Annotated in this window: 21 protein-coding genes; all 21 read left to right on the forward strand. The window is 64.5% G+C overall.

The features are described 5' to 3' along the window. The first annotated feature begins 6 nt into the window (after window positions 1-6). The 21 genes from xpsH to ACVOLS_RS02550 all read left to right on the forward strand — a co-directional run bounded on the left by xpsH (window position 7) and on the right by ACVOLS_RS02550 (window position 22,522). Window positions 7-453, forward strand: coding sequence for a type II secretion system protein XpsH (xpsH, locus tag ACVOLS_RS02450; protein WP_481544417.1), 447 nt, complete (start codon window positions 7-9; stop codon window positions 451-453). Then, window positions 450-842: a type II secretion system protein XpsI gene (gene xpsI / locus ACVOLS_RS02455; RefSeq protein WP_481534858.1), complete on the forward strand. Its 393-nt coding sequence runs from the start codon at window positions 450-452 to the stop codon at window positions 840-842. The genes xpsH and xpsI overlap by 4 nt, the downstream gene beginning before the upstream one ends. Next, complete coding sequence (locus ACVOLS_RS02460) at window positions 839-1,498, forward strand: prepilin-type N-terminal cleavage/methylation domain-containing protein (RefSeq protein WP_481544332.1); 660 nt, start codon at window positions 839-841, stop codon at window positions 1,496-1,498. The genes xpsI and ACVOLS_RS02460 overlap by 4 nt, the downstream gene beginning before the upstream one ends. After that, window positions 1,495-2,349 (forward strand): type II secretion system minor pseudopilin, encoded by an 855-nt coding sequence (locus ACVOLS_RS02465; protein WP_481544333.1) that lies wholly within the window; start codon window positions 1,495-1,497, stop codon window positions 2,347-2,349. The genes ACVOLS_RS02460 and ACVOLS_RS02465 overlap by 4 nt, the downstream gene beginning before the upstream one ends. Beyond that, window positions 2,346-3,473 carry a PilN domain-containing protein gene (locus ACVOLS_RS02470; protein ID WP_481544334.1) on the forward strand — a complete coding sequence of 376 codons (1,128 nt, stop codon included), beginning with the start codon at window positions 2,346-2,348 and terminating at the stop codon, window positions 3,471-3,473. Before ACVOLS_RS02465 ends, ACVOLS_RS02470 begins: the two co-directional genes overlap by 4 nt. Further along, window positions 3,448-4,056 (forward strand): type II secretion system protein GspM, encoded by a 609-nt coding sequence (gene gspM, locus ACVOLS_RS02475; protein ID WP_481544335.1) that lies wholly within the window; start codon window positions 3,448-3,450, stop codon window positions 4,054-4,056. Before ACVOLS_RS02470 ends, gspM begins: the two co-directional genes overlap by 26 nt. Beyond that, window positions 4,046-4,726 carry a type II secretion system protein XpsN gene (locus ACVOLS_RS02480; RefSeq protein ID WP_481544336.1) on the forward strand — a complete coding sequence of 227 codons (681 nt, stop codon included), beginning with the start codon at window positions 4,046-4,048 and terminating at the stop codon, window positions 4,724-4,726. Before gspM ends, ACVOLS_RS02480 begins: the two co-directional genes overlap by 11 nt. A 9-nt stretch (window positions 4,727-4,735) precedes the next feature. Beyond that, a complete protein-coding gene (gene gspD, locus ACVOLS_RS02485; protein ID WP_481544337.1) occupies window positions 4,736-6,976 on the forward strand; it encodes a type II secretion system secretin GspD in 2,241 nt (746 codons plus the stop codon). Beyond that, the gene (locus tag ACVOLS_RS02490) at window positions 6,973-7,842 is read left to right on the forward strand and encodes a glycosyltransferase family 2 protein (protein ID WP_481544418.1); all 870 of its coding nucleotides are present in this window, start codon (window positions 6,973-6,975) and stop codon (window positions 7,840-7,842) included. The genes gspD and ACVOLS_RS02490 overlap by 4 nt, the downstream gene beginning before the upstream one ends. Beyond that, window positions 7,839-8,672: a glycosyltransferase family 2 protein gene (locus ACVOLS_RS02495; protein ID WP_481544338.1), complete on the forward strand. Its 834-nt coding sequence runs from the start codon at window positions 7,839-7,841 to the stop codon at window positions 8,670-8,672. The genes ACVOLS_RS02490 and ACVOLS_RS02495 overlap by 4 nt, the downstream gene beginning before the upstream one ends. A 242-nt stretch (window positions 8,673-8,914) precedes the next feature. Continuing rightward, window positions 8,915-10,084: a nicotinate phosphoribosyltransferase gene (gene pncB, locus ACVOLS_RS02500; protein ID WP_481544339.1), complete on the forward strand. Its 1,170-nt coding sequence runs from the start codon at window positions 8,915-8,917 to the stop codon at window positions 10,082-10,084. A gap of 359 nt (window positions 10,085-10,443) precedes the next feature. After that, window positions 10,444-11,814 (forward strand): undecaprenyl-phosphate glucose phosphotransferase, encoded by a 1,371-nt coding sequence (locus ACVOLS_RS02505; RefSeq protein ID WP_481544340.1) that lies wholly within the window; start codon window positions 10,444-10,446, stop codon window positions 11,812-11,814. After that, window positions 11,814-12,740 (forward strand): glycosyltransferase family 2 protein, encoded by a 927-nt coding sequence (locus ACVOLS_RS02510; RefSeq protein WP_481544341.1) that lies wholly within the window; start codon window positions 11,814-11,816, stop codon window positions 12,738-12,740. Before ACVOLS_RS02505 ends, ACVOLS_RS02510 begins: the two co-directional genes overlap by 1 nt. Next, complete coding sequence (locus ACVOLS_RS02515; protein ID WP_481544342.1) at window positions 12,737-13,522, forward strand: polysaccharide biosynthesis/export family protein; 786 nt, start codon at window positions 12,737-12,739, stop codon at window positions 13,520-13,522. The genes ACVOLS_RS02510 and ACVOLS_RS02515 overlap by 4 nt, the downstream gene beginning before the upstream one ends. After that, on the forward strand, window positions 13,519-15,501 hold the full coding sequence (locus ACVOLS_RS02520; RefSeq protein ID WP_481544343.1) for a GumC domain-containing protein: 1,983 nt from the start codon (window positions 13,519-13,521) through the stop codon (window positions 15,499-15,501). The genes ACVOLS_RS02515 and ACVOLS_RS02520 overlap by 4 nt, the downstream gene beginning before the upstream one ends. Further along, window positions 15,502-16,668, forward strand: a complete 1,167-nt coding sequence (locus tag ACVOLS_RS02525) for a glycosyltransferase (protein WP_481544344.1) — start codon at window positions 15,502-15,504, stop codon at window positions 16,666-16,668. Further along, complete coding sequence (locus tag ACVOLS_RS02530; protein WP_481544345.1) at window positions 16,665-18,014, forward strand: beta-galactosidase; 1,350 nt, start codon at window positions 16,665-16,667, stop codon at window positions 18,012-18,014. Before ACVOLS_RS02525 ends, ACVOLS_RS02530 begins: the two co-directional genes overlap by 4 nt. Beyond that, window positions 18,014-19,216 carry a glycosyltransferase family 4 protein gene (locus tag ACVOLS_RS02535; protein ID WP_481544346.1) on the forward strand — a complete coding sequence of 401 codons (1,203 nt, stop codon included), beginning with the start codon at window positions 18,014-18,016 and terminating at the stop codon, window positions 19,214-19,216. The genes ACVOLS_RS02530 and ACVOLS_RS02535 overlap by 1 nt, the downstream gene beginning before the upstream one ends. After that, window positions 19,207-20,310: a glycosyltransferase family 4 protein gene (locus tag ACVOLS_RS02540; protein WP_481544347.1), complete on the forward strand. Its 1,104-nt coding sequence runs from the start codon at window positions 19,207-19,209 to the stop codon at window positions 20,308-20,310. Before ACVOLS_RS02535 ends, ACVOLS_RS02540 begins: the two co-directional genes overlap by 10 nt. Continuing rightward, window positions 20,307-21,704, forward strand: a complete 1,398-nt coding sequence (locus tag ACVOLS_RS02545; protein WP_481544348.1) for an O-antigen ligase family protein — start codon at window positions 20,307-20,309, stop codon at window positions 21,702-21,704. Before ACVOLS_RS02540 ends, ACVOLS_RS02545 begins: the two co-directional genes overlap by 4 nt. Beyond that, entirely contained in the window at window positions 21,701-22,522 is an 822-nt protein-coding gene (locus ACVOLS_RS02550) for an acyltransferase (RefSeq protein WP_481544349.1), read from the forward strand. Before ACVOLS_RS02545 ends, ACVOLS_RS02550 begins: the two co-directional genes overlap by 4 nt. Window position 22,523 lies beyond the last annotated feature (1 nt).

Below are 22,523 nucleotides of genomic sequence, written 5' to 3' on the forward strand. Positions count from 1 at the left end.
GGCGCAATGCGTGGCATGTCACTGCTGGAGATGGTGCTGGTACTGGCACTGGTTGCTGCGCTGGCCTTGATGGCGGCAATGGCGATGAGCGGCGGCATGGATGGCATGCGCCTGCGCTCGGCCGGCAAGGCCTTGGCAGCCGAATTGCGTTACACCCGCACCCGTGCGATCAGCACCGGCGTCGTCCAGCAATTGCAGATCAACCCCGGCACCCGCCGCTGGCAGGGCGCGGACGGCCATCATGGTGAGCTGCCGAAGGCACTGACGGTGCGCTTCACCGGCGCCGGCCAATTGCAGACCCGCAAGGATGAAGGCGTCGTACGTTTCTTTGAGGATGGCGCCTCCAGTGGCGGCCGTATCGAACTGCGTGCAGGCGATGCGATATGGCGTATTGACGTGGCGTGGATCACGGGCGAGGTCAAGGCCGGTCCGCTGAGAGAGGGCGCTGGATGAAGCGCCAACGCGGTTACTCGTTGATTGAAGTGATCGTCGCCTTCGCCCTGCTGGCGCTGGCGATGACCTTGCTTCTGGGCAGCCTATCCGGTGCCGCGCGTCAGGTCAGCATGGCCGATGGCTATGGTCGCGCTGCCTTGCACGCGCAGTCGTTGCTTGCACTGGCAGGCGTGGAGGCGCCGTTGAGCGCAGGCCGCCAGCAGGGCGAATGGGAGCAGGGCCGCTATCACTGGAGTCTGCAGGTCTCGCCTTATGTGGAGCCGCGCCAGCAACAGGCGCGGCTATGGTTGCTGGATCTGCAGGTGCGCTGGGGCGATAGCGCGCAGGAACAACTACGTTGGCGCACGCTGCGGCTGCGTGGCAACGCGCCGCTGGAGGCGCCGCCATGAAGCGTTCACCGCGTCGATCGCGGCCAGTGCGCGCACGCGGTTTCACCTTGATCGAGGTGCTGCTGGCCACCGTGCTGCTCGCTGCCGGCATGGCGCTGGCATTCGCCGCAGTGCGTTCGACGCTGGCGATCAGTAGCCGTGGTGAGGCGATTGCCAGTGGCAATGAGCGCATGCGCGCAGTCGAGGGTTTCCTGCGCAGGCGTCTGGTCTCGGCAATGCCATTGCCTTTGCAGCGCGATGCGTTGAGTGGCAGTGCCAAGGTGTTTACCGGCACGCCACAGCAGCTCCGGTTTGTCGCCAATGTGCCAAATTATCTGGGCCGCGGCGGTCCCTATCTGCACACGCTTGAAGTCAGCGGCAGCGGTGACAAGCAGCAGCTGCGGATCGGGCTGACCCTGCTGCAGAACGGTGAGTTGCTGGAGGAAAATCCACCGCGTGGCAGCGAGCTGCTGGCCGACGATCTCAAACAGGTGAAGCTGCGCTATCGCGGTGCCGATCCGAATACCGGTGCAATGGGCCGCTGGCAGGACAGCTGGGATTTGCCGGGGCGCATGCCGGCCCTGGTCTCCATCGAGATCACCCCCGCAGGTGGCCCAGCGTGGCCGCCACTGGTCGTCGCATTGCCGCAGCACGGTGTCGCCGGGAGCTGGCGATGAAGATGCGCGGTGCGGCCCTGGTGCTGGTGTTGTGGGTGGTGGCGTTGTTGACCACTACCATCGCCGCGTTCGCGCTCACTGCGCGGGTCGAACACCTGCAGGGCCGGGTGACCGGCGACCTTGCCGGAGGCGAGCAGATCGCCCATGCCGGTATCGATTACGCGCTGTCGCGGATGCGCGCCACGCCGACCCAGCCCAGCTGGCACGCCGACGGGCGCCCTTACCGTTGGCAGTTTGATGGCCATGCGGTGGCGCTGCGTATCGTTGATGAGTCCGGCAAGGTCGATCTGAACAAGGCCGATCTGAACCTGCTGCAAGGCCTGTTGCGTGCACTTGGAGTGGCGCCTGACAAGGCCGCGCGGTTGGCCGGCGCCATCGTCGATTGGCGTGACGTCGATTCGCTGCTGCAGGTCTCCGGCGGCGCGGAAACCGCTAACTATCAGGCTGCTGGCCTGCCTTACGGCGCCAGGAACGCGCCATTTGACAGTATCAGCGAGCTGCAGCGCGTGCTCGGCATGGAGCCGGAGCTTTATGCACAGTTGGCACCGCTGGTGACGGTCTACGGTAGCGGCCAGCCCAGTCCACGTTTCGCACCAGCGCCGGTGCTGACCGCGATGGGGATGGATGCTGCGCTGATCATGGCCCAGCGTGAGCGTGCAGACGGCGGTGCCGGGATGGGCGAAACTTCACCCATGGGAGCCGACAGCGGCACTTATAGTGTCGAAAGCAAGGTGCAGCTGGTGGCCGAGCGAAAAGCGGTTACCCGCGCCGTGGTCCGTCTTAATCCCGGTGCTATGGCCGGTGCGCCGTATACGGTGCTGCAGTGGGAACAGGGAGCGATGTCCAGATGACAGGGTTGCGTGAACGACTGGGGCAGGCGAGTGCACGCATTGTGCCGGGCGCTGGTGGCTTCTGGTCATGGTGGTCGCAGGCGTTGCTGTCCTGGCTGCCTGCGCGTTGGCGGGCACTGCTTGGGGTCTCCGATGCGCGCTTGCTGCTGGAGCTTGTCGACGCGCAGCTGACCGTGTCGCTGTTGCAGAGCGGCCAGCGGCAGTTGCTGCAGGTGCTGCCCATCGACGCGGCGCCCAATGCAGTGGACGCGGCCTTGCCTCCGCGCGTTGCTGGCCTGCCGCGCTTCGCGCTGTTGTCGGCCAACGCAATACTGCGCAAGCCGTTGCGCATGCCTGCCGCGGCCGAGGCGCGCCTGCGTGAAGTGCTTGGCTTTGAGATCGACCGGCAAACGCCTTTCAGTGCCACGCAGGTCTACTACGACGTGCGCCTGTTGCAGCGTCGCGCTGATGGCCAATTGGATACCGAACTGGTGGTCGCGCCGCGGCCACTGGTGGACGCGTTGCTGGGCTCGGGCGAGGCATGGCAGCAGCAGCTTGACGGAGTGGATGCGGTCGACGTTGAAGGACAGCCCCTGGGGGTAAACCTGTTGCCGCTGGCGATGCGTCGGCAACGACATGACCCGATGCGCCGACTCAACCGCCTGCTGTTGATCGCAGGTCTGGTGATGATGGTGCTGGCTGCCTGGCAGTTGCTGGACAACCGTCGCGCCGCTGCCGCGCTACTGTCGACGCAGGTGGAGGCCGCTGCGGCGCGCGCACGGGCGGTGGCCGCGCAGCGGCAGCAGTTGCAGGATCTGGTCGATGGTCAGCAGTTCTTCACTGCACAGCGTGCCCAACAGGCATCTGCCACCGAAATCATCAATGAGCTCAGTCAACGGCTGGGCGATGACACCTCGCTGGAAAAACTCTCGATCGAAGGCGGGCGCATGCAGTTGATCGGCATGAGCAGCAGTGCCTCGTCGCTGGTCTCCAAGCTGGAGGGCTCCACGCTGTGGAAGACGCCGTCACTGACCGGTGTGCTGCAGGCCGGTCAAGGTGCCGGGCGTGAGCGTTTCACCTTGACCGCAGAACTGCGCGGCCCCAACCAGGAGGCTGCCGATGGCACCGCACCCCGCGCGCCGTGATCGCTGGTTGGCCCTTGCACTGTTGCTGGCCATATTGGGCGTGATCTATCTGCTGCTGGTGCAGCCCTTGTGGACCCGGCCGATGCAGGCGGTGGAAGCAGAAATCGCGACCCTGCAGGAGCGCCAGCAGCGCATTGGCATGCAGTTGCGGCAGGCGCCGCAGGTCACGCAGCGGCTGCAGCAGGCGCAACAGGCATTGGCCGATCAACCCGGTTTCATGGCCGAAAACTCGGTGGAGCTGGCGACCTCCAAACTGGTGCAGCGGCTGGAAGAAGCCGCGCGCTTGGCCAGCCCGGACCAGCGTAGTTGCGCGATCAGCGACCGCTCGCCGTTGCCGGCCGACAGCACTGGCCGCTTTCCGCGGGTGGCGGTGCAGGCGCGTCTGCGTTGCGGCATGAACGAATGGATGAGCGTGTTGCGGACATTGGAAACCGGAACACCGCAATTGCGCGTGGACCGGCTCGACATCCTGTCCGCCGGCCTGGGCGAAGGCGGTGGCGGACTGGATGTGAGTTTCGAGCTCAGCGGTTATCTGCGCCCCGGTGTGGTCGCACCGGCGACGGAGGTTGCCAATGCGCAATGATGTAGCAGGTCTACGCACCTGGTTGCTGGGCGCATTCGCTGGTTGGGCGCTGCTGGTGTGGGCGTTGTGCCTGTTTGGACTGGGCAGCAGGATCGGCAGCAGCGCTGCCGCACTGGACGTGCCTGCCTTGCCAGCGGTTCCGCAGCCCGCGGCGCTTGCGGTTGCCGACAATTCCGAGGCTTTGAGCCGGCCGTTGTTTGCCAGTGATCGGCGGCCGCATCCGTTCTTCATCGGCGAAGCCGGTGAGCCGGCAGCGGCCAGTGTGCGTTTGACCGGGGTATTGATGACGCCGGGCCTGGACATGGCTACGCTCACCACCGACCAGGGCAAGTCGCTGCGCCTGCGTCTGGGCGGCGAAGTACAGGACGGTTGGCAGCTGCTGTCGCTGCAGCCGCGCAGCGCCGTGGTCAGTGGGCCGGCGGGCACGCTCAATCTGGAACTGCAGGTGTTCAGCGGTGGGCCCAAACCGCCAATAGACGGTGGTGCAGCGCCCATGCCTGGCAATGCGCAGCCGAATCATCCGCCGGTCAGCGTGCCCACACCGCCGCCTGCAGCCGAACCGGTTGCACCGTCAGCAGATCAGATCAAGGCGATCCGTGATCGCATCCAGGCCCGCCGTCGGCAGGCACAACAGAATCAGAACGGCGGCTCTGGCCGCCAGAACCCGTAGAGTGAGCGTATGACATCACGCATAGTTGCAGCCAGCCTGCTGATCGGCGCCTTGAGTGGCTGCGTCACCACGCCGACGCCGGATATCCGCCGCACTGCTGCGCCGGACACGCGCACGCCGGCCCCCGGCGAGGCAGCCCGTACCAGCCCGCTGAGCGCCGAAGAAGCCCCCAAACCCGATGACAATCAGGGGCGTGCGGTGATCCGGCGTGGCAACGGCACAGTGATCAACCGCGCTGCCGCCTCGGCACCGGCTCCTGCCTTGACCGCGGCTGGCAATGGCACGGCAGTGTTCAACTTTGAAGGCGAGTCGGTACAGGCGGTCACCAAGGCCATCCTCGGTGACATGCTCGGCCAGAACTACGTGATCGCACCGACCGTGCAGGGCACGGTAACCCTGGCCACGCCCAAGCCGGTATCACCGGCGCAGGCGCTGAACCTGCTGGAGATGGTGCTGGGCTGGAACAACGCACGCCTGATCTACAGCGGTGGCCGCTACAACGTGGTGCCGGCGGACCAGTCGCTGGCAGGCACGGTCGCGCCCAGCACCGCACCGGCCTCGGCCGCAAGAGGCTACGAAGTACGGGTGGTGCCGCTGCAGTACATCTCGGCCAGCGAGATGAAGAAAGTGCTGGAGCCTTATGCGCGGCCCAACGCCATCGTCGGCATTGACGGCTCACGCAATGTGATCACGTTGGGCGGCACCCGCACCGAATTGGAAAACTACCTGCGTACGGTCGAGATCTTCGACGTGGATTGGCTGTCCGGCATGTCGGTGGGCGTGTTCCCGATCCAGTCCGGGCGCGCCTCGCAGGTGGCCAGTGATCTTGAGAAGGTATTTGGCGAAGCCAGCAAGACACCAAGCGCCGGCATGTTCCGTTTCATGCCGCTGGACAATGCCAATGCAGTGCTGGTCATCACCCCGCAGGCCCGCTATCTGGACCAGATCCAGCAGTGGCTGGATCGCATCGACAGTGCCGGCGGTAGCGCCCGTCTGTTCTCGCATGAGTTGAAATACATCAAGGCCAAGGACCTTGCAGAGCGGCTGGCCGAGGTGTTTGGCGCTGGTAGTGGCTCGCGCGGCGGGCAGGGTGGTGCAACTTCGCTGGCGCCAGGTGCCAGTGCGATCAACCTGCAAGGCGGGGGCACCGTCGATCCTTCAGCCAACGCCGACGACAACCTCGGCGATGGGGGCGGTTCGTTCGGCAAAAGCGATGGCATGGGCGGCGGTAGCGGCAGCAACAACGGCATGGGCGAGGGCATGGCCTTGCCGCAGCGCAGCCCCGGCAATGGCAGCGTTACTTTGGAAGTTGAAGGCGACCGCGTTGGAGTTTCCGCCGTGGAGGAAACCAATACCTTGCTGGTGCGCAGTACACCGCAGGCATGGCGGTCGATCCGCGAGGTGGTGGAAAAGCTCGACGTGATGCCGATGCAGGTGCATATCGAGGCGCAGGTTGCCGAGGTCGCCTTGAGCGGTGACCTGAGCTATGGCGTCAACTGGTATTTCGAGCAGGCGGTCAACGCCGCCGTCGACAAGGGCGGCGCCGGCCTGCCGTCAGCCCTCGGGCGTGGCATCTGGGGCGATATCGCCGGCTCGCTGATTCCCGGTGACGGAAAAGGCGGCGGCGGGTTGAGCTGGACCTTCCTCGGCAAGAACGCCGCCGCGGTGATCACGGCACTGGACCAGGTCACCGATGTCCGCCTGCTGCAGACACCGTCGCTGTTCGTGCGCAACAATGCAGTGGCCACGTTGAACGTGGGCAGCAAGATTCCGGTGTATTCGGTGTCGGTGTCAGGCATCAGCGACAACCAGTACGCGCAGGTGCAGTACCTGGAAACCGGCACCATCCTCAAGGTGCGCCCACGTGTCACCCGCGACGGCATGGTGTTCCTGGACATCGTGCAGGAAGTCAGCTCGCCAGAAGGTGAGCCTGATGACAACGGCAACGTACGCATCAATACCCGCCGCATGAAGACCGAAGCGGCCGTCAATGCCGGTGACACGGTGATGTTGGCCGGCCTGATCGAGGACAGTGCCACCAAGGGCTCATCCGGTCTGCCCGGGTTGAGCCGACTGCCGGTGATCGGTGGCCTGTTCGGCCGCAAGACCCAAAGCAGCCGACGCAGCGAAGTGATCGTGCTGCTGACCCCGACCATCGTCCGCAACCCGCAGGAAGCGCGCAATCTCACTGACGAGTACGGCAGCAAGTTCCGTGCGCTGGATCCGATCAACGCACCCAAGGGGCGCTGAGCATGGCGCTGCCGGTCATCCTGCTGCCGGTGGGTGTGGACGATGCAGCGCTTGACGCCTGTCTGGCGGCATTGGAGAAGCACACACCGGCAGGTACGCCGGTGTGGCTGGCCGATGATGGCCAGAGTGGCCCGCGCGGGCAGGTGGTGATCGAGCATTGGCTTGCAAGCACCCGCCTACAGGCCGAGTACACACGCCGTCCGCGCCCGATCGGCGAGGCGGCGCATCTGGACGAGATGCTGAAGGCCTGCGGCGATGCTGACGTGGCCGTGCTGGCGCCCGATGCGTTGCCGACTGCGGGTTGGTTGCAGCAACTCAGTGACTGTCTGGCGCGTGATGCCTCCATCGCCACCGCCACGCCGTGGAGCAACGCCGGCGAAGCCGTATCGTGGCCGCGTGCCGGCGAACTCAATCCAGTGCCCGCCGATCCGGCGCGGCTGCTGCAGGCCCTGGCGGCAATGCCGCTGCTGCAGCCGGAGCTGCCCTCGGCGGTCACCCATGCGGTGCTGATACGCGGCAGTGCACGTCGTCGTGCCGGCGGGCTGGATATCCACAGTTACGGCTCGTGGTATGCCGCGCTGGTAGATCTGAGCCTGCGCATGAGCGGGCTGGGCTGGCGAAACGTGCTGTGTGACAACGCCTTCGTTGGGCGCCAGAGTGAAGGCCAGCCGGCCGAAGGCGACATGGAAGTACTGGCCAATCGCTGGCCGGTGTGGACCGCGCGGCTGGCAGCGTTCCTGATGAACGACCCGCTTCATGCCCACCGCCAGCAACTGCAGCAGCTATGCGAGCAGGCGATAATGCCGCAAGCCCAGCCCGATCTGTTCGATGCCTGTGGTTCCCTTCCAGGCGCGGAGCCGGTGTGAGCGATTCAATTGCGGTGGTGGTGGTCAGTTACCAGAGTGCGAGCACCTTGGATGAGTGCCTGCAGCGTCTGCGTGCCGCCGCCGATATTGCCGAGATCCGCGTGGTCGACAACGAATCGCATGATGGCTCGCTGACGATCGCACAGCGGCATGCGCTGGCCGACAGCCGCGTGCGCTTCATCGCCAATCCCGACAATCCCGGCTTTGCCACCGCCTGCAACCAAGGCGCAAGTGAATGCCATTCGCCGTGGCTGGCCTTCGTCAATCCGGATCTGATGGTCGAACCGCAGACCCTGGCCCAGCTGCGCGACCTTGGCCGGCCACTGGGTGATTGCCTGCTCGGCGTGGAGCAGGTGGACGAGGACGGCGTCGCTGATCCGGCGGTACGCCGCCGCGACCCTGACTTCGCCGCGATGCTGCGTAACCCCGGTGCGGGTTCGCGGCTGGCGGTGCAGGTGGATCATTCGGCAGCGTTGCAGCAGGTGCAGGCCTTGTCAGGCGCGCTCTTGCTGATGCCGCGCGGCTTGTTTGATCGTCTGCAGGGCTGGGACGCTGGCTACCGGCTGCATGCCGAAGACCTGGATCTATGCCGTCGCGCGCGCCAGGCCGGCGCGGTGGTGGCCATCGCCAATGACTTGAAGGTGCTGCATGTGCGTGGCGTGTCCAGCCGCTCGCGGCCGTTCTTCGTGGAATGGCACAAGCATCGCGGCCTGTGGCGTTACTTCCGCAAGTTTGAAGCCAGCCAGCGCAGCTTGCCGGTGAGGGCAGGGGTGTGGTGTGCGATCTGGGCGCATGCGGCGTTGCAGGTGCCGCGGTTGTTGCTGAAATAAGTTTGGGTCTTGGGGTGTTGGGGCATTCAAAGCACCCGTCCCCAGCCCTCCCCTTGGCTGCGCCAAAGGGAGGGGACTGAAGCGTGCATGGCTCCCTCCCTTGCGCAACGCGCAGGGGAGGGTTGGGGAGGGGGCGCTTCGAGCAACCGCCGCCAGCCCTAACTCCAGCGACCGCCACAGACCATGAACAAGCCCCCGCGGCCGGCTGAACCCGAGCCTCCAGCCAGCGCATAATGCCGGGCATGATCATCCAATCCCTGCTCGACACCGACCTCTACAAGTTCACGATGATGCAGGCGGTACTGCACCAGTACCCGGGCGCCATCGTCCAGTACCGGTTCAAATGCCGTACGCCCGGGATTGACCTGGCCGCGTACATGGACGAGATCAACAGCGAGATCGACCATCTGTGCAGCCTGCGCTTCACCGCCGACGAGCTGGAATACATGCGTCGGCTGCGCTTCGTGAAGCCGGACTTCGCCGATTTCCTCGGCCTGTTCCACCTGGACCGCAAGTACATCAGCCTGCGTGCATCGGAAACCGTGCCGGGTGAGATCGAGCTGGACATCACCGGCCCGTGGTTGCACACCATCATGTTCGAAGTGCCGTTGCTGGCGATCATCAACGAAGTCTGGTTCCGCAATACCACCACTGCCGATTTCGCCGAAGGCGAACGCCGTCTGCAGGCCAAGACCGCGTTGCTGCGTGATACTGCCGGGTTCGAGAACTGCCGTATCGCCGATTACGGCAGCCGCCGCCGCTACTCGCGGGAATGGCATGGCACGATGCTGCCGATGCTGCGTGACGCACTGGGTCCGCAGTTCGTCGGCACCAGCAACGTGTACTTCGCGCGTATGTATGGCATGACGCCGCACGGCACCATGGCGCATGAATACCTGCAGGCCTTCCAGGCGCTGGGCCCACGCCTGCGCGACTCGCAGGTGGCGGCGTTGGAGTCCTGGGCACGCGAGTACCGCGGCGACCTGGGTATCGCCTTGTCGGATGTGGTCGGGTTGGATGCCTTCCTGCGCGACTTCGACATGTATTTCTGCAAGCTGTTTGATGGCGTGCGCCATGACTCCGGCGACCCGGTTGCGTGGGGCGACCGTATGCTGGCCCATTTCAAGGCCAACCGCGTTGACCCGACCAGCAAGGTACTGGTGTTCAGCGATGGCTTGAACATCGAGAAGGTGATGCAGCTGTACGACCACTTCCGTGGCCGCTGCCAGGTTGCCTTCGGTGTTGGCACACACCTGACCAACGATCTGGGCCCGACGCCGCTGAACATCGTCATCAAGATGGTCCGCTGCAACGGTCAGCCGGTGGCCAAGCTCAGTGATTCGCCCGGCAAGAGCATGTGTGATGATCCGGGCTACCTGTCCTATCTGCGGCAGGTCTTCGAGCTTCAGTAAGCGTCAAACGCCTGTCATCTGGCCTTGACAACTGCGATTGATTCCTTAACGCAGCGCATCCATGTGCCTATACCCCTGTAAACGTGAGTCCCATCACGTTATTGTATCGGGCAAGGAACAGATGATCAGGTACAGCCGTACTCCTCGTTGAATGAGTCCGGCCGGTTGTCTGCAGGGGGGCAGGTGGCTCACTAGGGTCAAGCCGATGGCGTCGCTTTGCAGGCGGTTGCCTCGGTTTGTGTGGGTGTGTGCCTGTTTTGTTCGCATCAGCACAGGTGTCTGACGTCGTAATGCGCTTACCGTTTTCAGATGCATTGTTCGCAAATACCCGCCCTGTAGTGATGCGCTGGTCGCGTCTGATGGCGCGTATTTTCCACTTCTGCGCCGCGGTCTCGCCCGCGGCGCTGGTGCTGTTGCTGATGGGGGTCCACGACAGCAGTTTGATCCGCACCTACGGGGTGCTGGCCTTGCTGGCGGGCCTGCTGACCATTCTGGTGTTCACCGCGTTCGGCATGTACGGGCGGGAGATGTTCAGCAATCGGGTGCTGATCCGCTCCACCATCGTTGCCTGGTCGGCCAGCTTCGGCCTGGTGCTGATGCTGCATACCGTGTTCCGGGTGATCGCCTACCTGCCAATCAAGATGGCGCTGCTCTGGTACCTGACGACCTTGTTGTTGCTGGTACTTGGGCGGTTGCTGATGCTGGCGTTCTTCCAGCGGCGCATCCGCGACGGCCACTTCGTTGGCCGCTCGGTGATCCTGGGGGCGACCGAGAACGGCAGCCGGCTCGCCCAGCACATGCAGCAGAACGTGGACATCGCCAGCGGCCTGCTGGGATTCATCGATGACCGCAGCCCGGACCGGATCGCCTCGCACCTGCGGCCGCAGCTGATCGGCAATTTCGCATTGCTTGAGCAGCTGATCCGCAACAACGAGGTGGATCAGGTGTTGATGGCACTGCCAGCGGTGGCCGAAGGCCGCAATCACCACTATGTGGAACTGCTGAGGAAGATGCCGGTACAGGTATTCCTGGTGCCGGAGATGCAGGCCTTCAACTTCGCGCTGCCGCGTGTCGCGGATATTTCCGACGTGCCGATGCTGGTGGTCTCGGAGCCGCCTTTGAAAGGCTGGGCGCCAGCCTACAAGCGGGCCGAGGATGTCGTGCTGGCAAGCCTGGCCTTGTTGCTGCTGTCGCCGTTGATGCTGCTGGTGGCCGTCGCCATCAAGCTGGATTCGCGCGGCCCGGTGCTGTTCCGGCAGCGTCGCTATGGTTACAACCATCAGTTGATCGAGGTCTACAAGTTCCGCTCGATGTTCCATGATCAACGTGACATGGATGCGCAGACCCAGACGCGCGCTGGCGATCCGCGGGTGACGCGAATCGGGCGTTTCATCCGCAAGAGCAGCATCGATGAGTTGCCGCAGCTGTTCAACGTGCTGGCGGGCAGCATGTCGATGGTCGGGCCGCGCCCACATGCCACCGCCACCAAGGCAGCCGACATCCTGTTCGAGGAGGCCGTCGCCAACTATGTGGCGCGGCACAAGGTGAAGCCTGGCATCACCGGTCTGGCGCAGGTGCATGGCTACCGCGGCGAGACCGATACCGTCGAGAAGCTGCAGAAGCGCGTTGAGTACGACTTGGCCTATATCGAGAACTGGTCGCTTGGCCTGGATGCCTTCATCCTGCTGCGCACCTTGCCGGCGGTGTTGTCGATGAAGGCGGCGTACTGATGGCCAGGCCGCGTGTTGCCCTGATCATCCCGGTACGTAACGGTGAAGCGCATATGGCGCGGATGCTGCCGGCGCTGCGTGCGCAGTCGCTGCAGCCAGACGAACTGCTGATCATCGACAGCGCCTCCACCGATGGCGGTGTCGCGCGCTGGCGCGAGTTCGGCGCGCGGGTGGTGGAGATTGATCCAGCTACGTTCAACCATGGCGGTACGCGGCGTCTTGCGGCCAGCCTGGTCAATGCTGATGTGTTGATCTACATGACCCAGGACGCGATACCGGTGCCGCCGGATGCGCTGCAGGCGCTGGTCGATGGCGTGTATGCCGCCGCTGATGTGGCGGTGGCCTATGGGCGGCAGATTCCGCACCCGGAGGCAGGCATCCTGGCCCGGCATGCGCGTGCCTTCAACTATCCGCCGCAGGGCCGCATAAAGCGCAGTGGCGACGCCGCCGAGCTCGGCATCAAGACCTGTTTCAGTTCCGATGCATTCTGTGCCTATCGCGCCGATGTGCTGGCCGAGGTGGGCGGGTTTCCGGTGGATGTGATCGGCACCGAGGACACACATGTCGCCGCGCGCGTGCTGCTGGCGGGTTGGGCGGTCAACTATGTGGCTGCTGCCGAGGCCTGGCATTCGCACGACTACAGCATCCTGGAAGAGCTGCGCCGCTACTTCGACATCGGCGTGTTCTATTCGCGCGAGCGCTGGATACGCGAGCGCTTTGGTGGTGCGGGCGGCGAAGGTGGTCGCTTCGTGCGCTCCGAGCTGCGCGCGCTGCGCCAGGCCGGCGCGGTCACTGCACTACCCGGTGCGTTGTTGCGCACCGCTGCAAAGTTCATTGGTTATCGTCTGGGGCACATGGAACGGCATCTGCCGCTGCGCTTGAAACGACGTATTGGAATGTTTACCGGCTATTGGAGGCAATCATGAAGTCCCTGCGATTGGCGCTGCCGGCGCTGCTTACCCTGTTGTTCACCGCCTGCGCGATGTCCAACGTAGTCCAGCTGCCCACCGGCAAGGTGGTGCGTGAGCGCCAGATCAGCAATTTCAGCCCGGATCAGCTACCCAAGCCGGTGCTCAAGGTACATACCGGCGATGTGCTGCGGATCGTGCGCGATGCGCAGACGCCCGCCGAGAAGGATGAGGCAACGCTGTACCGGGTCAGGCCCGACGGCAACATCGCCTATCCGTTCATCGGCATCGTCAAGGCTGGCGGACGTACCCCGGAAGCCATCGGTGAAGAGCTGACCCAGCGACTGGATGCGATTTACCGCGAGCCACGGGTGACCATCAATATCGCTGAAGCGCCCGGTAGCCGCGTCTATGTCGGCGGTGCCGTGCGCAATCCGGGCACCTTCGACCTGATGTCGGCGGTGACCGTGCCGCAGGCCATCACCGCCACCGGCGGCGTGCTGCCGACCGCGGACAGCCATCATGTCGCACTGGTGCGCCAGGATGACGAAGGCATGCAGCAGGTCTACTTCTTCGACTATGCCGCCTTGCTCAGCCCTGCCACCAATGGCCAGCCGGGCGTGCAACTGCAGCGCGGCGACCTGGTATTCGTGCCCAGTTCGCGGATCGGCAATGCGATCCAGCGCGTGGACATGTATGTCGGTCAGTTGCTGATGTTCCGTGGTTTCGGTGCATCGGCCAATTACCAGATAAACGAGCCGTCCTACCGGATCAATACGCCAGAGGTAACCGTGCCGTGATCGAAGTCCGTAGCCTTCGCGACGCGCTGCGTCTGCTGTTTATTTTCGCCCGCGAGTTTCGCCTGACCTTGATGGTCACGATCGCGGTGGTGGTGGCCGGTGCGTTCCTGCTGCCCAATCGCTTCGTCTCCGATGCGCGCTTGCTGGTCAAGCCGACGCAGAGCGCCAGCGTGCAGTTGCCGGTGCAGCCGGGCCCGGAATCAGGTTTCGTGCAGCAGAGTCCGCAGCGCGATCCGCTGCTGGATGAGGAGAAGATGGCGACCAGTGCGCCGGTCATGCTGAAGGTCGCCAAGGCCTATCTGGCGATGTCATCGGTACCGCCGCAGGGCGGCTGGGCGCGCTTCAAGTTCCATATGGGCAAGGCCGCGGCCTGGTGCAAGGAAGTCGTGCGTGATGTGTTCGTCGGCGTGGGTCTGATGGACAAGGCGCCGCCGGAGGACCGCCTTGCTGCACGGCTGGCAAAGCGTCTGGCGGTAAGCCACGATCCGGGCTCGAACGTGATGGAAATGCGCGTGACCTGGGGTGACCCGCATGTCGCGCAGGGCATCTCGCAGGCTTGGGTGGACGCTTATTTCGATGAGCGCGCCAATGCTGCTGGCGGCGATGCGCTGTTTGATTTCTACCAGCAGCAGAACACCGAGCTCAACGACACCATCATCAAGCTGAAACAGCAGCTGCGTGACCGCCTGCGCGTCATCGATGCCACCAGCGTCGAACAGCGCATCGAGGACGTGACCGACCAGCTGCAGAAGCTGTACCGTCATCGCCGCGAGCTGCAGGCCGAGCGCGAGGCGCTGCTCGGCATTCTCGGTGCGGCCGGCCGGCAGTTGCCTGCTGTCGCAGGCGAGGTGGTGACCGAGCGCGAAATCAGCCTGAATCCTGCCCGCGAAGACCTGAAGCTGAAGTTGAACGGACTCAAGCAGCAGCGCCTGGATCTGCTGCGCAACTTCAAGGAAGGTGCGCCGCCGGTACGTGCGTTGGATGAGAGCATCGCCGGGCTGGAAGCAGAGATTGCTGCGGTCAATGACAATGTGGTGCGTTCGCGCAATGTCGCCCCCAATGCCCTGGGTACCCGCCTGCGCCAGGACATGCAGGATGCGCGTATCAATGTCGCCAAGATCGATGCCAACATCGCCGAGATCGATGAGCAGCTCAAGCAGCTGCAGGCCTCGCGCGAAGAAGTGATGGCGGCCGAGCCATCGCTGTCGCGCTTGAGCCTGGAGCTTGGCTCGGCCGAAAAAACCTTCGCCCAGTATTCGGACTATCTGCTGCGTGCGCGCGTGATCCGTGACTTGAACCGCAATCGCCTCAGCAATGTGGCGCTGGTCGGTGAGTCGAGCTTCACCCCGTCGCGCGTGTTCCCGAAGAGCATGTTGATGCTGCTGCTGACCATTCCGGTGGCGCTGGCCGTGGCCTTGGTGGTGGTGTTCCTGCTGTACCTGATGGACCAGCGCATCCACGACGGCGGTCGCATCGAGAAAACCTTCAACGTGCCCCTGCTGGCCACGGTGCCGGAGATCGAGCGCGACCAGGATGCCTCGCAGCCGCTGCGTGCAGCCTTGTACCGCATCTATTGCCGCCTGCCGCTGGAGCAGATCGCCGAGCAAGGACTGTCGGTCGGCTTGACCTCCGGTCGCTCCGGCGAAGGGGTCAGCTTCATCGCCTCGCGTCTGGCCATCGTGCTAAGGCAGCAGGGCTATAGCGTGCGCGAGGGCGCACTGCCGGCGCAGCCCGGCGAAATGGTGATCGTGCAGGCGCCGCCGCTGAGCGACGAGCACGCGCTGATTGCCTTGCGTGGCTGCGATCGCATCATTCTGGTGGTGCAGGCGCGCAGCACCACGGTGCCGGCGGTGGAAAATGCCCTGGCGTTGCTGCGCGATGCCTTGGGGCGTGTCGACGGCATCGTGCTCAATCGTCGCGTTTTCGAAATCCCGGCCAGGTTCTGGAAGCCGATCAGTCGTTGGCTCGGGGCGTACTGAGTGAGGCTTGCGCTGCTCGCACCGTTGCCGCCGTTGCAGAACGGCATCGCCGACTATGCGCAGGCATGGATGGAAGCGCTGCGTGCTGCAGGCGTGGATGTGCGGGTACCACCGCAGCGCGCAGACGGTGCCTGGGACGCGAGTGATGCAGCGTTCTGGCGGGACGTGGATATCGTCCATGCGCAGCTGGGCGGCGGGCGTGGTCCCGAGTTCCTCGCGCTTGAACAACTACGTGTGCGCTGGCCGCAACTGGCGACCAGCGCGACCGTGCACGATCCGGAGCGGCTGGTATGGCGCTCGCCGGACCCTGCGCAGGGGCTGGCCCGCCGCATAGCGACCTGGCCGCGCCCCTTGCCGCAGCTGCTGGCACTGGCACAGGACCGACGCACGCTGGCGCGCGAGCGCAGTTTGGCTGCTGGTCTGGATGCAATGGTGGCGTTGACCCGTACCGGTGGCAGCTGTCTCGTTGAGCGGATGCAGGTTGCGCCAGACAAGGTGCATTTCATCGCGCATGGCAATCCGGCATTCGCCGCTGCCACATTGCCGGAAGGCGAGGTCGTGAAGTTGCTGTATTTCGGCTTCATCTATCCGGGCAAGGGAATCGAGGACCTGTTCGATGCCTTGGCCGCGGTTTTTCGCCAGCGGCCACAGGCGCGGCTTGCAGTGACCATGGCGGGTGGATCGGCGCCGGAGCTGGCGTTTGGCAGCCGTGGCAACTACCTGTCGCAGCTGCGAGCGAGCGCTGCCGAACTGGGTATCGCGGATCGCATCGAGTGGCAGCTCGACCTGCCCGCCAGCGGCATCCTGGACTGCGTGCAGGCCCATCACGCGATGGTGCTGCCGTATCGCGATTCAAAGAAGCTCGCCTTGCTCGGCCGGATGCGCGGCACCAGCGGCGCGCTGTCCTGGGCCAACGCCAGCGGGCGCGGGGTGATTGCCTCGGACGCACGCGCGTTTGCCGAAGAAGTGTCTTACGGCAACGGCGTGGTGTATGCGCAGGGGCAGAGCCACGCCTTGGCCGAACGCATTGTCAGCCTGCTGGATGAGCCGTCATTGGCGCACAGCTGGGCGACAGCGGCGTCCGCGCTGGGCGCGCAACGCCAGTGGGCGACAATTGCCAGCGAGTTTGCGGCACTGTTTACATCGGTTGTGGAGCGTAAGCGATGAAAGGACCAGGCATGTTCAGGGCGCGGCTGCTGCGGGTACTGGCGTCAGCCGTGCTGGTCGGTTCGCTGCTGTGGGGCGTCACTGCCTGCGCCAAGGGCGAGCGTGCGGCCTTGGAGCTGGTGCCGCCGCGGCCGCTGGTATGGGCTGATTATCTCGGTGTGAATGCACACTTCCTGTGGTTCGAGCCTACCCAGTACCGCAAGCAGATGGATCAGTTGCAGGCCCTGGGCCTGCAGTGGGTAAGGGTGGACCTGCATTGGGACACCATCGAACCGCGCCAAGGCCAGTTCCGTTGGGACGTGCTGGATCCCCTGATGGAGGAAATGGAGCGCCGTGGTCTCAAGGCCGAGGTGTATCTGGTCGGTTCGGCGCCGCACGCCACCTCAGCGCCAGCCGGCAGCCCAAACCCGGACCAATACCCGCCGAAGGATCCGAACCTCTACGCGCGCGCCCTGGTGCAGCTGGCGCAGCGCTATCCCAAGGTTGTTGCCTGGCAGGTGTGGAACGAGCCCAACCTGCCGGCATTCTGGCGACCGCGCGAAGATCCTGCCGCCTATGGCCAGCTGTTGCTGACCAGCGTGGAGGCCATGCGCCGCGATGCGCCGGGTCGCAAGATCGTGTTGGGTGGCATGGGCTACTTCAGCCAGATGCCCACCCGTGGTGGCGCGTTGATGGTCGAAGCATTGGCCAAGGGCGGTTTGTTCTCGCTGGACGTGATTACTGCCTATCACCCGTACTCCTTGTATCCGGAAGGCGACGACGCGCATGCGATGGACTTCGTGCAGCGTGCCCGCCAAGGCAATGCATCACTGCGCGCCGCCGGTGCGCGAGACATCTGGGCCGACGAATGGGGTTGGTCCAGCTATGCCGGCCCCAAGGAAGAGCAGCCCATCATCGGCGCACAGGGGCAGGCCGACTTCGTGACCCGTCGCCTGGCGCTGATGAGTGCGCTGGATTACGACAAGATTTTCCTGTTCGCCCTGAGTGACCTGGACCAGCGCGCAGGTGCGCGTGATCGCCGCTATGGGCTGCTGGACGAAGCCGCTGCAGCCAAGCCGGTGTACAGCGCGGTGCAACGCCTGTTGCAGATCACCGGGCCGCGTCTGGTGCCTGGCAAGGCACCGGTGTTTACCGGTAACACGCCGGGCATGATCAGCATTGGCTGGCAGCGCCCGGACGGCCGTCGACTTTGGTTGTTCTGGGGCGCGCAACCCGGGCAGGTCCAGGTCAATGGCCTCAAGCAGGCGGTGCTGCACGATGTGCTGAGCGGCGCGCACAAGGAGATCGGCAGCGGCGATGCAGTCAATGTGCCGGTATCGACGTCGCTGTCGGTATTGGAGTGGTGATGCGACCGCTGCGCATTCTGTGGATCCTGCCTTACCTGCCGTGGCCGACCACCAGCGGCGGCAAGCTGCGCCAATACCATCTGTTGCGTTGCCTGGCCGCGCGCGGCCATCGCATCACCTTGTTGGTGCAAAGCAAGGTACCGCTGGATGCTGCCACCCAGGCGCAGCTGGAGCCATTGCTGGAAGAGCTGATCGTGCTGCAGCGACGGCCGCTGCGCTCCCTGAAGACGATGCTCGCTGGACTGCTGTCGCCGGCACCGCTGCTGGCGTCGGTGAATGGTCATGCGCCTGCCTTCAGCAGCACCTTGCAGCAGTTGTTGCAGCAAACCTGGGATGTCGTGCAGCTCGAGCATTCCTATATGTATGAGCCGTGCCGGGGACCGCTGCAGCAGCACGCGCGCGGCTTCCTGCTCAGTGAGCACAACGTCGAGTCCACGCTTGCCGAGGTGACTTACAGCCGCCTGCCTGCGGTGTTCAGGCCATTGGCGCGGCTGGACCGTTGGCGCTACCAGCGTTGGGAACGTCAGGTCGTGGGTGCTGCACGCAAGGTAGTGGCCTTGACCGAGGACGATGCCAAGGTGCTGGCCGCCTACAGCCAGCAGCCCATCGCCGTGGTCGTCAATGGCACCGATACCGAAGCGTTCGCCGAGGTGGTGGCCGATCCTGCCGCAGGGCGGATTCTGTTCGTCGGCAACTTCGAGTACGCGCCCAATATCGATGCGGTGGAGTGGCTGCTGGACGAGATCATGCCGGCGATCTGGGCGGCTGCGCCGCAGACGCGGCTATGCCTGTGTGGTTACGCATTGCCGACGCAATGGGCAGAACGTTGGCCCGATGCGCGTATCGAGTGGCAGGGCTTCGTGCCCAGCCTGCAGCCGGTGCAGGCCAAGAGCAGCCTGTTCCTGGCCGCGCTGCGTGATGGCGGCGGTTCCAAACTCAAGGTGTTGGAGGCGATGGCGGCGGGCTTGCCCGTGGTCGCCACAGCGCAGGCGGTATCCGGGCTGGACGTTCAACGGGGCACGCACTATCAGGGCGGGGCGGATGCTGGCGCATTGATTGCAGCCGCGCTGCAGTTGTTGGCCGATCCGCAGTTGGCGCGGGCCACCGGTGAGGCTGGCCGTGACTACGTGCGTGCGCAACATGATTGGCAGCGCTCCGCGGACCAGTTGGAGGCGGTGTACGCCGAGCTGACATGCGCATAGGCATCGATTACCGGCCGGTCACCGCCGCGCCGCATTCGGGCATTGCCCGTCAGGTGTTGGCGCTTGAGCAGGCGCTGTTGTCGGAGGGCTGTGAACTGGTGCGCTTCAGCATGGCGCCGGATGGGCACCCGCACCGGCAGCTGGCGATCTGTCCGCCTGCGTCGGCGGCTAGCAATGGCCTGCATCGTCCGCGTACGCGTATCGCCTTCGAGCTGGGGTTCCTGCCGGATGCGTTGCGCCAGCAGGGCATCGAACTGTACATCGCCACCGCCAACAGCGGCTTGCCGCTGCGCCGTCCAGCGACGCTGCGCAGGCAGGTGCTGTTGCTGCACGATGTTTTCCAGCTGACCTTGCCCGGTCGCCACGCCAGTTGGTTGCACGGGCGCGTCTATGGCGCAATGGACCGCTTCATGATTGGGCACGCGGTACGTGCCGCCGATGCGATCTGGACGCCGTCGCAGTTCAGCGCCACCGAGCTTGCACGGCTGTACCCGCGTGCGAGCACGCGGACCTCGGTGTTGCCCAACGCGGTGTTGCCGCTGGCGGCACCCAGTTCAGCAACCGATCCAGGCTTGCCTGCACGTTATTGGCTGGTGGTCGGCACCCGCGAGCCGCGCAAGAACATTCCGTTCCTGCTGCAGCAGTGGCAGGCGCTGCGCGAGGAAGGTAATGCGCTGCCGGATCTCGTTTTGATAGGTGATCGCGCTGATGTAAGCGCGGAGCTGGCTGGTCTACCCGGCCTGCATTGGCGCAGTGGCTTGAGTGATGCGCAGTTGTCGCGGCTCTACCACGACGCCGAACGTCTGCTGCATCCTGCGACCGCGGAAGGATTCGGCTTGCCGGTGATCGAAGCATTGGGGTGTGGCACGCCGGTTGCGGTTGCCACCGGCAGCGCGCTGGATGAGATCACTCCGATGCAGTCGCTGCGCTTCGATCCGCGCGATGCCACTTCGTTGCGTGAAGCGCTGCTGGCAGCGGCAGCGGGGCGCGGTGCTCAGGAAACACGCGAGGCCTTGATCACCGCAGCACAGCGCTATGGCGCTGGACCGTACCGGCAGCGGGTGGCGCAACTGCTGCAGGAGGTGTCGCGATGAGGCTCGGCACTACCATCGCGGTGCTGTGCGGTCTGTTCTTCGGCAGCCTGCTGCTGTTCCTGCCGCCATCCAAATTCTTCGTGGTGCTGGTTGGACTGCCAGCTGCACTGGTGGTTCTGCGCTGGCCGGTGGTCGGGCTGTCGCTGTTTGCGCTGGCGGCGACCTTCATGCCGTTCAGTACGTTGCAGGTGGGTTTTCGTTTCACCGTGGCCGAGGCCATGCTCGGGTTGACCTGGGCCGGGGTGGCGTTGCAGTTGTTCTTCCAGCGGCTGGAGCGGCCGCAGTGGGGCGGTGTCGAGCGCGGAATGCTGTTGTTGATGGCGTTCAGCGTGCTGCCGTTCGTGGTGGGTCAGGTCACGATCGTGGCTGACGGCAATGGGCCAGTGAACTGGGTACGCTGGTTGGCAAACCTTTCATTGCTATTGCTGGCCCCGCTGATGCTGTCGCAGGAAAAGCAGCGCGAGCAACTGGTGGTGATGCTGCTGCTGGGTAATCTGGCGATGCTGTTGTTGTCGCTGGGGATGTTCGTCAAATCACGCAGCGCACTGGACATGATCCCGGTGCTGGAGAAGCTGCGCTACGCGCACCCGGAAGCCTTGCTGGACATCTTCAGTGCCGAGAACGCGCGCCTCGGTTCGCCGTGGGTACACCCGAACCTGACCGGCGGTGCGATGGCGATGTTCGTGCCACTTGCCGCGTTCTACGGGCTCTACCAACACGGTTGGCGGCGCGGGCTTGGCGCATCGGTGGCCGTGCTCGGTGCCGCGGCGCTGCTGCTGAGCAGTTCGCGTGGTGCCATCCTCGCTATCGGCGTGGTGCTGCTATGGCTGTCCTGGTTGCGGGTGCCGTATGCGCGCGCAATGGTGATGGCCGGAATCATTCTCGGCGGCGTGTTGACCGTTACCTATGCGCCGCTGCAGGACCGTCTGGCGACGATGTTCTCATCTGACAATGCCAGTACCGAGGTGCGTGTGGATGAGTACAAGCGCTTCCCCGAGGCGGTTGCGCGTTATCCCTTGGGAATTGGTTTCCGTACCGAGCCGCCGGTGCCGGGCAGCGGCTTGCTCGGCATCTCCAACCTGTGGTTGTACTACATGTACAAGCTGGGCTTGATCGGCATGCTGCTGTACTGCGTGGTGACCTGGCGCTGGTGGCGGCAGGTGCGGCCGCAGGGCAAGGTGCTCAACATCGACCGCCGCAACGGCTTGTGGATGGGCTGTACCACCGCGCTGGTCGCCGCCTTGCTGACAGGTCTGATTGATCACTACTACAGTTTCACCATGGTGCTGGTGGCCTTGTTCTGGCTGGTGATGGGGCTGGGGCTGCAGAGCGCGGCCGCCGTCCCACCCGGCGCAGAGGGTCGGCCCTTATCGAGTTCGAGGAAGCAGCAATGAGGCATCGTATTTTTCATTCCGTCGACCTGCGCTCGCGGCTTGGCGACTACGCTGCGCGCATGGGCGTGGAACCGGCCGCGTTGACCGAGGCCTATGAGTGGCTGTTGGCCAACGAAGGCGCGTTCGAGGAGAGCAGCGGCGATCAGGTACGGGTATCGATCTGCTCGGTGGACATCGAGTGGCGCCTCGAGCATCCACTCGGGAAGCGGCTCTACCACCAGCTGAAGACCGAGTTGCCGACCAAGCTGGTACCGCGCTACGGCATCAACTGGACGACGTTCAAGGATCGCAGCCTGCGCCTGTGGGAGCAGATCTACAACATCGCCATCAACAAGGTGCCGTTCCATTGGGTGCGCCTGACCTGGTTGCGCATCGGCGGCGCAAAGATTGGTGAGGGCTCCACCATCTGGCGCAACACCGAGGTACTGGGCATGGACAGCCTGGTGATCGGCAAGGACAGCGTGATTGCCTGGCATTGCCAGATCGATGCGCGTGCGGGTCTGCGTATTGGCGACCACGTCGCGATTGCATCGCACGTGCTGATCATCGCCGGGACGCATGATCTGACCGCGCCGGAATTCTGGTCGGTGTCGGCCCCGATCGTGATTGAGGATTATGTGTGGATCGCCAGCCGTGCGCTGGTTGCGCACGGTGCGCACCTGGGACGCGGTTGTGTGATCACCGCCAATACCGTGGTGGCCAAGGAAATTCCGCCTTACAAGATCATCGGCGGCACCGGCGCAAAGCCCATGGGCGAACGCCCGCACAACCTGTCCTATCGGGTGGGTGGCAAGAACATCCTGACCCTGCTGCACTGAG

This window comes from Stenotrophomonas sp. STEN038 (assembly GCF_056759895.1).

Excerpts from the sequence above, each read along its gene's own strand:
- xpsI (WP_481534858.1), top strand. The coding sequence starts at position 450 with ATGAAGCGCCAACGCGGTTACTCGTTGATTGAAGTGATCGTCGCCTTC.
- ACVOLS_RS02535 (WP_481544346.1), top strand. The coding sequence starts at position 18,014 with ATGCGACCGCTGCGCATTCTGTGGATCCTGCCTTACCTGCCGTGGCCG.
- ACVOLS_RS02530 (WP_481544345.1), top strand. The coding sequence starts at position 16,665 with ATGAAAGGACCAGGCATGTTCAGGGCGCGGCTGCTGCGGGTACTGGCG.
- gspD (WP_481544337.1), top strand. The coding sequence starts at position 4,736 with ATGACATCACGCATAGTTGCAGCCAGCCTGCTGATCGGCGCCTTGAGT.
- ACVOLS_RS02510 (WP_481544341.1), top strand. The coding sequence starts at position 11,814 with ATGGCCAGGCCGCGTGTTGCCCTGATCATCCCGGTACGTAACGGTGAA.
- ACVOLS_RS02480 (WP_481544336.1), top strand. The coding sequence starts at position 4,046 with ATGCGCAATGATGTAGCAGGTCTACGCACCTGGTTGCTGGGCGCATTC.
- pncB (WP_481544339.1), top strand. The coding sequence starts at position 8,915 with ATGATCATCCAATCCCTGCTCGACACCGACCTCTACAAGTTCACGATG.
- ACVOLS_RS02460 (WP_481544332.1), top strand. The coding sequence starts at position 839 with ATGAAGCGTTCACCGCGTCGATCGCGGCCAGTGCGCGCACGCGGTTTC.
- ACVOLS_RS02465 (WP_481544333.1), top strand. The coding sequence starts at position 1,495 with ATGAAGATGCGCGGTGCGGCCCTGGTGCTGGTGTTGTGGGTGGTGGCG.
- ACVOLS_RS02550 (WP_481544349.1), top strand. The coding sequence starts at position 21,701 with ATGAGGCATCGTATTTTTCATTCCGTCGACCTGCGCTCGCGGCTTGGC.
- xpsH (WP_481544417.1), top strand. The coding sequence starts at position 7 with ATGCGTGGCATGTCACTGCTGGAGATGGTGCTGGTACTGGCACTGGTT.
- gspM (WP_481544335.1), top strand. The coding sequence starts at position 3,448 with ATGGCACCGCACCCCGCGCGCCGTGATCGCTGGTTGGCCCTTGCACTG.
- ACVOLS_RS02470 (WP_481544334.1), top strand. The coding sequence starts at position 2,346 with ATGACAGGGTTGCGTGAACGACTGGGGCAGGCGAGTGCACGCATTGTG.
- ACVOLS_RS02540 (WP_481544347.1), top strand. The coding sequence starts at position 19,207 with ATGCGCATAGGCATCGATTACCGGCCGGTCACCGCCGCGCCGCATTCG.
- ACVOLS_RS02545 (WP_481544348.1), top strand. The coding sequence starts at position 20,307 with ATGAGGCTCGGCACTACCATCGCGGTGCTGTGCGGTCTGTTCTTCGGC.
- ACVOLS_RS02505 (WP_481544340.1), top strand. The coding sequence starts at position 10,444 with ATGGCGCGTATTTTCCACTTCTGCGCCGCGGTCTCGCCCGCGGCGCTG.
- ACVOLS_RS02515 (WP_481544342.1), top strand. The coding sequence starts at position 12,737 with ATGAAGTCCCTGCGATTGGCGCTGCCGGCGCTGCTTACCCTGTTGTTC.